The sequence below is a fragment of the Enterobacter sp. BRE11 genome (genome assembly GCF_031844285.1).
In the GTDB taxonomy this organism is placed as follows: Bacteria; Pseudomonadota; Gammaproteobacteria; order Enterobacterales; family Enterobacteriaceae; genus Pantoea.
This window is the reverse complement of sequence record NZ_JAUZUX010000002.1, coordinates 344,910-352,997: the sequence shown is the minus strand read 5'-3', so window position 1 is coordinate 352,997 and position 8,088 is coordinate 344,910. Positions and strand designations below refer to the sequence as shown.

The 8,088-nt window shown below is 58.1% G+C and carries 6 protein-coding genes; 3 read left to right on the top strand and 3 right to left on the bottom strand.

Features of this window, described 5'->3' with window-relative positions; all coding sequences use genetic code 11:
- Positions 1-176 precede the first annotated feature (176 nt).
- On the bottom strand, positions 177-1,142 hold the full coding sequence (sapB, locus tag Q9R34_RS03835) for a putrescine export ABC transporter permease SapB (protein ID WP_434125065.1): 966 nt from the start codon (positions 1,140-1,142) through the stop codon (positions 177-179).
- Positions 1,143-2,765, bottom strand: coding sequence for an ABC transporter substrate-binding protein SapA (sapA, locus tag Q9R34_RS03830; protein ID WP_485892454.1), 1,623 nt, complete (start codon positions 2,763-2,765; stop codon positions 1,143-1,145). It lies immediately after the preceding gene.
- Between the two features lie 169 nt (positions 2,766-2,934).
- Here sapA and Q9R34_RS03825 point away from each other — a divergent pair, with 169 nt between their 5' ends.
- A complete protein-coding gene (locus tag Q9R34_RS03825; protein ID WP_434125063.1) occupies positions 2,935-3,063 on the top strand; it encodes a hypothetical protein in 129 nt (42 codons plus the stop codon).
- Between the two features lie 373 nt (positions 3,064-3,436).
- Here Q9R34_RS03825 and Q9R34_RS03820 read toward each other — a convergent pair whose 3' ends face one another.
- Complete coding sequence (locus Q9R34_RS03820; RefSeq protein WP_434125062.1) at positions 3,437-3,679, bottom strand: hypothetical protein; 243 nt, start codon at positions 3,677-3,679, stop codon at positions 3,437-3,439.
- Positions 3,680-4,645: 966 nt separating this feature from the next.
- Between Q9R34_RS03820 and Q9R34_RS03815 the strand changes: the two genes are divergently transcribed.
- The gene (locus Q9R34_RS03815) at positions 4,646-5,356 is read left to right on the top strand and encodes a fimbria/pilus periplasmic chaperone (protein WP_485892453.1); all 711 of its coding nucleotides are present in this window, start codon (positions 4,646-4,648) and stop codon (positions 5,354-5,356) included.
- 62 nt (positions 5,357-5,418) lie between these two features.
- On the top strand, positions 5,419-8,001 hold the full coding sequence (locus tag Q9R34_RS03810) for a fimbrial biogenesis usher protein (protein WP_485892452.1): 2,583 nt from the start codon (positions 5,419-5,421) through the stop codon (positions 7,999-8,001).
- The last annotated feature ends 87 nt before the right edge of the window (positions 8,002-8,088 follow it).

Here is an 8,088-nt window from a genome sequence, read left to right as displayed (position 1 = left end):
CATGACGCAATACATAGCTTAGAAATTTGCTTATCTCAGTATGATTTTTATTCATATTAATAACCTAAAAAATCCTGTGCAGCTTATCAATATTCAATATTAAAACAGATGGTTACCGCCGATGCTTAGTCGCGTCGACAGCACTCCATCCGTTGAGTAAGTGTCGCTACTGTTCCCTACCGCAACGCATACCACTCTTTATGCTTCAGCGGATTCATCGCCGCGCCAATAATATCGGAAACCACGTTCACCAGAATCACCAGGCCGCCAACCACCATCACGCCTGCGGAAATCGCCGCATAATCTTGCTGACGAATCGCATTAATGAGCCACCGGCCCAGGCCAGGCCAGTTGAACACCATCTCGGTAATCATCGCCAGCGTCAGCATGGTGGAAAACTGCAGGCCCAGACGCGGGATCACCGGCGGCAGCGCATTATGCAGCACGTGGCGGCGGATTACGGTAAAGCGCGACAGGCCGCGTGTGGCGGCTGCCTTCACGTAGTTCTTATCCATCACCTCACTGGTGCTGGCGCGCAGCAGTCGGATCACTTCGGTAGCGGGCGCGACCGCCAGCACAATCACCGGCAGAAGCATATGCGTCATTACGCTGACCAGCATCTCATGACGCCACGGCGACGGGCTCAGCCAGGCGTCGACCAGCGCAAGACCGGTAATATTTTGCACCGGATAGAGCAGGTCAAAACGGCCGGACACCGGCAGCCAGCCGAGCGTCAGTGAGAAAAACAGCGTAAACAGCAGCGCCAGCCAGAATAACGGCATCGAGAAGCCGAGCAGCGCCAGCGCGCTAATCACCTTATCCTGCCACTTATTACGCATCACCCCGGCACAAATACCCAGCGGGATCCCGGTCAGCAGCGCCAGCACAAACGCCAGCACGCATAGCTCCAGCGTGGCGGGGAACACCTCACGCAGCTGCAGGCCGATCTCCTGACCATTAGTGCTGGAAACGCCAAAATCAAACTGCAGCATGCCGCTGAACCAGAACCACCACGCATCAAACAGCGAAGCGCCTTCCAGCGGCGCGTTGGGCGTGAAGTAGCTCAGGCTAAAGCCCACCAGCGACAGCAGAAACAGGGTAATCACCAGCAATAACAGGCGACGCAACATATAGATGATCACTTATGGCTCCTCGCGCTCATCACGGTAGACGCCGGCAAAAGAGGTATTGCCGAACGGACTTAACACCAGACCTTTAATATCGTGTCGGTAGGCCTGCAACCGCAGCGAAGAGGCGAGCGGCAGCACCGGCAGATCGCGCGCCAGCATCTGCTGTGCCAGGTGATAGTTCTCAATGCGGCCCGCCAGCTGCTGCGACAGCAGCGCCTTCTGCAGCGCTTCATCAAAGCCGGGCGAGCACCAGTGCGCATAGTTGGTCTGCGAGCGAATCGCCGCGCAGCTCAGCAGCGGGCGGAAAAAACTGTCGGGATCGTTACTGTCGGTTGCCCAGCCGGTGAGGGTGAGGTCGTGGTTCATCGCCATCAGCTGCGCTTCCTGAAAGCGGCCCTCTACCGGTGCGATGCTCACCTTGACGCCAACCTGCGCCAGATCGGCCTGCAGCAACTCCGCCGTTTTCAGCGGGCTAGGGTTCCATGCCTGCGAGGCGGACGGCACCACCAGACGCAAATGGAGATCGGTAATGCCAAGCGCCTCCAGCATGGCGCGCGCTTTTTTCGGGTCATACTCGGTGACGCGCGCTTCGCTATCGTAAGCCCAGGAGGCGCGCGGCAGCACCGAGGCGGCGGTTTCCGCCGTGCCGTAGTAGATCGACTCCATCAGTCGTTCGTTGTTAATCGCCAGCGCCAGCGCGTGGCGCACTTCCGGGCGGTCCAGCGGCGCTTTGCGGGTGTTGAACGCCAGATAGGCGATGTTCATACCGGGGCGCAGCGTCATGCGCAGGCGGGGATCGTCGCGCAGGATAGAGATCTGACTGGCGGCGGGATAGGCGAGCACGTCGCATTCGCCCGTCAGCAGCTTAGAGAGGCGGCCCGTACCGCCTGCGCCCATATCGATCACCGCCTGCTGCAGGCGCGGCACGCCTTTCCAGTAGGCGGGATTGCGCGCCAGCCGAATATACTGTCCGGCGCGATATTCGCTGAGCTGGTAAGGGCCAGTCCCCACCGGCTGACGATCGAGCTCTTCCTGGCGGCCGCTGCGGGTGAGCTGGTCGGCATATTCCGCCGACAGCACCGGCGCGTAGTGGGTGGCCAGATGCCAGAGAAACGAGGCGTCCGGGCTGTTGAGCCGGATCTCCACCGTATGACCGTCGAGCTTTTTAACGCTCTGCACCGAATCGGCGAACTGCAGGCTATCGAAGTAGGGATAGCTGCCGCCATTAACGTTGTGCCACGGATGGTTGCGATCGAACATGCGGGCAAAGCTGAATACCACGTCGTCAGCGTTCATTGCGCGCGTCGGCGTAAACCAGGAGGTGTGCTGAAAAGAAACCTTGCTGCGCAGATGGAAGCGGTAGGTCGCGCCGTTATCGCGCACTTCCCAGGAGGAGGCCAGGTCGGGCACCAGACGATAGGTGTAGGGATCGACATCCAGCAAACGATCGTAAAGCTGCGCGGCGAGGGTATCGACAGCAAGGCCGCTGCTCGCCATCTGCGGATTAAAGCTATTCAGCGTGCCGTTGACGCAGTAGACGAAGCCGCTGTGGCGAATATCGCGGTTCTCTGCCGACCAGGCAGACGCGCTGAACAGGCTGAGAACAAGCATCAGCGACGAGATTAGTTTTGACATAGAACTCAACGGTGTTCGGACAATAGGCTGAGTGTATCGCAAAGGCGGCGATGTCCCAAAATATGGTGGCATGGCTGGGGGGATTTTCGCCAGGTTGCAGGCGATAGGCCCACCCTTACTGGGGTAATGAGAAAAATTCTCAATTAGACCTTTACAAGTGAGAACAAGAATGATTATTATTTCATTGCGCTTCAGCGGTGGCTCTACCGGTGAAGAGCACGACATTGCTCACATTGCTTCCAGTATTGTTGCCCGCGCAAGCGGGCTTTTTTTTGCGCGTCATATTCTGTCTCTCTGAACCTGTGTCGCTGCGCTACGCAGTCTCTCCCGAGATTAGCGCTATCGCCCTTCGAAAGGCCAATAGCAAGCAGGGGAGGTTACTCGGGCAGAGCAGGTGAAGCGTGCAGCAGTTTAACCCGCTTTTGGCAGAATATTCTTCGCGTTGTCATTGCATTAAGGCACAGAGGATAAGATAGAGATCTGTTCAATCTGTTCTGACTGTAGCGGTTTCTCATGGGTAAAAGGGATAAAAACAGCCTTTATAACGAATTTTTGATTTTGCTAGCCATCCTGTTTGCGGGCTATATCGGTCTGGTAACAATTTTAACTTTTATCACCCGTTTTCAGTTCTTTATTCATATAGCCGCGCAAAGGTTCTCTTCTTTTTTTAGTTAACCGCAGGCTTTAAATATCCAGCGGTAGGCCAGGTGTAGAAAATGTCTCAGGATTTCGAAAAAACCGTTCACTTCCTGGTCCACCAGGCACTGGCCAGTTTCAAGTGCATTGTTTACGCTATCTCTGTGATGAATAATTAATATAAAGCCTGTTATCATCACAAATACCGCCATTGCCACCAGCCCGAAGCCGCGAAGAGCAGGCGAGCCGGATACCCTGAATCTTGTGGTTTTTTTCATAAAATTGATCATAAGTATAAGTTGAGCCCTAAAAATGCGCGCTACAGGCATTGACGGTAAAGAGTATGGCACTCATCAGGGCCTTTAGTTTGCGCTTCGCTTAACCGATTTCCGGGATAAAAAATGGGAGGCGATGCACCGCAGGCGTTTTAGTCATATCCAGGTGCAGAAAAAATTCTTGATGCAGCATCAGACCCGCTTTTCTAAAAGTGAGCTATTTGACAACGTCGTAGTGAAAGAATAAAAGACAGGCCATTACCCCTGTTTCTTCCAGCTGATTCGCGCCACCGGCAGTGAGATACACCCACCTGTCAGGATACGCTTGTTTCTCAACATGGCACCCCCTTGTTCGACATCTCCCTCCTCTCTTGCGGCGCATCTGAAAGCAGAGTCCGCCCCCTTCAATGCTGGCTGGCGAATGATGCCGACGTCAGTACATCTGCCTGGGTGCGACAGAAGGCTATAGGCGGGAGCCTTAACGAATATTCAACTGGAAAATAATCAGCAATTTTAGATATTCTCATATGAGAACGATATTTTCTTTTGTGAATGCTTTCTGTATGAATAGTAAATTTAAAACGGTGAGAATATAACGCTTTTCAATCACTATCGTTAATAAAGTGCACCGACAATCTTTTCATTCTTGCACGTTGTTTTTTTAATGCTTTAATGGCTTTTCCGGCGAGGGGTTCTGTTGCATTTAATTATCATGCCGCTCGATTTGCGCCTTCGAACACTCCATTTTTGATGGCTCGAACAGGCTGTGTTATTTATGTTCGGTTTAACTGTTTGCAATTACTATCCCGGACGGCAGGATGTCTCTGCTTATTTGTTGATGGGCAAATCGCGCATCGCTTTTATATTGCCTGCGCTTTCTGTTTTAGCCTTATTTATCCCATAAACGCCGCCTTACTTTTCCTGAGGGCAGGCAAGAACCGTTTCACTCATCAAAAATGAGGTAAAAGCATGTTGTTTCATTTCAGCTTCAGAAAAACCGCGCTGGCCGCTCTTACTGGCGCCTGCGCCTGCCTGAGTCTGCCAGCCCTGGCTGGCGGCGGCATCTCCATTCAGGGCACCAGGATCGTTTACCCGCAGGATGCAAAACAGGCGAGCCTGTCGGTAAGCAATTCTTCCGCGACTGACTCCTTTCTGGTGCAGTCCTGGGTGGAAGACGCGGCCGGGCATAAGACCGCGGATTTTGTCGTCACGCCGCCGCTCTACCTGAGCGGCCCGAAAAATGAAAATACCCTGCGGCTTATCCGCACGGGCGGGGGGCTGCCGACCGACCGGGAAACGCTTTACTACTTCACGGCCAAGGCCATTCCGTCAATCGACGACAGTCACTCCTCAAGCAACAGCGCCGTGCTGCATATCGCCACCGCCAACCGGATAAAGATGTTTGTCCGGCCAGCCGGGCTGAAGCCCGCGGCGGATCAGGCGCCGGCCCAGCTGGCATTTCATCAGCAGGGCGGTGAGCTGGCCATCAGCAATCCCACGCCGTACTACCTCACCCTGACGGGGATAAGCTCAGGCGGCAAGGCGCTGAAGGACGTGATGGTTCCGCCCATGGGCAGCGCATCCGATCCGCTTCCGGCGGGGCACGGCGGCACGGTTTCCTACCGGACCATCAACGACTATGGCGCAACCACGCCAGCCCTTACCGCGGCCATTCGTTAACGCGGTTAAAAGCTGCCTTCGTCAGCTGAAGCTGATTCTTGTTGTGGACAGGATTACGTTAGATGTTCTTCAGGTTACGACCATTATTCACTCTGATAGGGCTCTCTCTGTGCAGCCAGGCGCTGGCCGGGCTGCACTTTGATCCGGCCATGCTGTCGGATGACCCGCACGCCGTGGCGGACCTCTCGCGCTTTGAGAGCGGTCACGCCCAGGCGCCGGGCAGTTATCCGGTGGATATCTACCTGAACGGGACCTTTCTGCGTGCCGCTACCGTGCGGTTCGACGCCCTGGCGGGCGACGGCCAGCGGGAGGATATTCATGACAGCACTGGCCTGGTCGCCTGCCTGACTCGCCGCGACCTGACGGATATGGGCGTGAACGTAGCAGCCTTTCCCGGACTGGCCTCCACGCCCGACGGCCAGTGTGTGTCACCGGGCAAGGTCATCCCCCAGGCCTTTACGGCCTTCGATTTTCAAAAAATGCGTCTCGACGTCAGCGTTCCCCAGGCGGCCCTGCTCAGTCACCCACACGGCTGGATAGCGCCGGAGCGGTGGGACAACGGCATTAACGCTGCGCTGCTGAGCTACCAGTTCAGCGGCAGCGACAACCAGGGGAGCTACGGCGACAGCCGCAGCCGCTACCTCAATCTGACCAGCGGTCTGAACCTGGGGGCGTGGCGACTGCGCGACAACAGCACCTGGAGCGATAACCAGAGCCGCTACGGCGATCAGCGCCGCTGGCAGCATCTCCGCACCTACCTGCAGCGGGCGATTATCCCCTGGCGTAGCGAGTTCACCGCGGGGGACGACTACACCAGCGGGGAAGTGTTTGATTCCCTCTCACTGCGCGGCGTGCGGCTCACCACCGACGACGATATGTACCCGGACACGCAGCGCGGCTACGCGCCCGTTATTCGGGGGATCGCAAACAGCAATGCGCAGGTCAGCGTGCGTCAGAACGGCAACGAGATTTACCGCACCTTTGTGGCGCCCGGCGCGTTCGTTATCCGTGACCTCTACCCGGTTTCGTCAGGGGGCGATCTGGACGTTACCGTCACGGAGGCAGACGGCACGAAGCGCACCTTTACCGTGCCCTATTCGTCACTGCCGGTTCTGCAGCGCCAGGGGCACGTCCGCTATGACCTGGCCGCAGGCCGCTTTCGCGGCGGCAGCGATCGCTACGACACCCCGTCCTTTGCTCAGGGCTCCGTGCTCTGGGGACTGCCTCACAACATCACGCTCTACGGTGGTGCCCAGCTGGCAAATAGCTATCGCGCGCTTGCGGCGGGAATCGGGCTCAGCATGGGCGAGTGGGGCGCGGTGTCAGCCGACGTGACCCAGGCCGACAGCACGCTTGCGGACGGGTCGCGGCATCAGGGGCAGTCTTTGCGGTTTATGTACGGCCGCTCATTGGTCTCCACCGGCACCACCGTGACGCTGGCCGGCTACCGCTACTCCACGCAGGGCTTTCACACCCTGGCTGAAACCGCCCTGAAAAGCATGTCGGGCTGGCTGCACGACGACGATGAGGTTGACGCTGCGGGCAGGCCGGTAAAGCGCAACTGGGCAGATCACTACAGCCTGTATAACAACCGGCGCGAGCGCATTCAGATCAGCCTCTCCCAGCGGCTGGGTAAGCTCGGTTCGCTCTATGTGACGGGCACACACGAAACCTACTGGCAGGAGAGTGAAAAGAGCGACACGGTGCAGGCTGGCTTCAGCAGCACGCTGGGGCCGGTCAGCTATAGCCTCTCCTGGGGCTACAGCCACGTCAGCGGTCAGCCCGGAGCCGACCGGACCCTCTGGCTCACCGCCTCGCTGCCGCTGGACGCGCTGCTGTCACATGAGGGCGTCACGGAGCACAGCCATCAGCTGATGGCGACCTACAGCGCCGGACAGAGCGCGGGCGGGCACGTTACCCACCAGGCCGGCCTCAGCGGAACGGCGCTGAAGGACGACAACCTTAACTGGAGCGTCACGCAGGCCTACGGGCAGGGCACTGGCACCAGCGGGGATGTCAGCCTGGGCTATGAGGGTGGCGCAGGCAGCGCTTCGCTTGGGTACGGCTACAGCCACGACTACCGGCAGGTGCGCTACGGGCTGTCGGGCGGCGCGCTGCTGCACAGCGGTGGTCTGACGCTGAGTCAGCCGCTGGGCGAGACCAGCGTGCTGATTGCCGCGCCAGGCGCCGCAGAGGTGCCGGTGGAGAACGGCACCGGTATCCATACCGACTGGCGCGGCTACACGGTGGTGCCCTATGCCGGACCCTATCGCGAGAACCGGGTAGCGCTGGACGTCAGTCGGCTGGACGACCACACGGATATCGACAACGCCGTTACCCACGTGGTGCCGACGCGCGGGGCGGTGGTTCGGGCAGAATTCACCGCCCACACGGGCATTCACGCGCTGATGACGCTGCTGCATAACGGTGCGCCGCTGCCCTTCGGCACACCGGTCAGCGCGGTGGGCGGCGGCAGCGGACTGGTCGGTGACGGCGGCCAGGTGTGGCTGACCGGCTTGCCGCTGAAGGGCATCCTGAAGGCGAAGTGGGGAGAGGACGCCGACCAGCACTGCACGGTGCACTACAGCCTGCCGGTGAAGGTGCTCAGGGATCCAGTGGTTCAGGTGCAGGCGGTTTGCCGCTGAAGGTCGGCGCGATGCCAGCGCCAGAGATCGATTTTATCCGCGGCGGATGCCGCATGTGTTCATCATCCATAAACAACAGAGATAAGG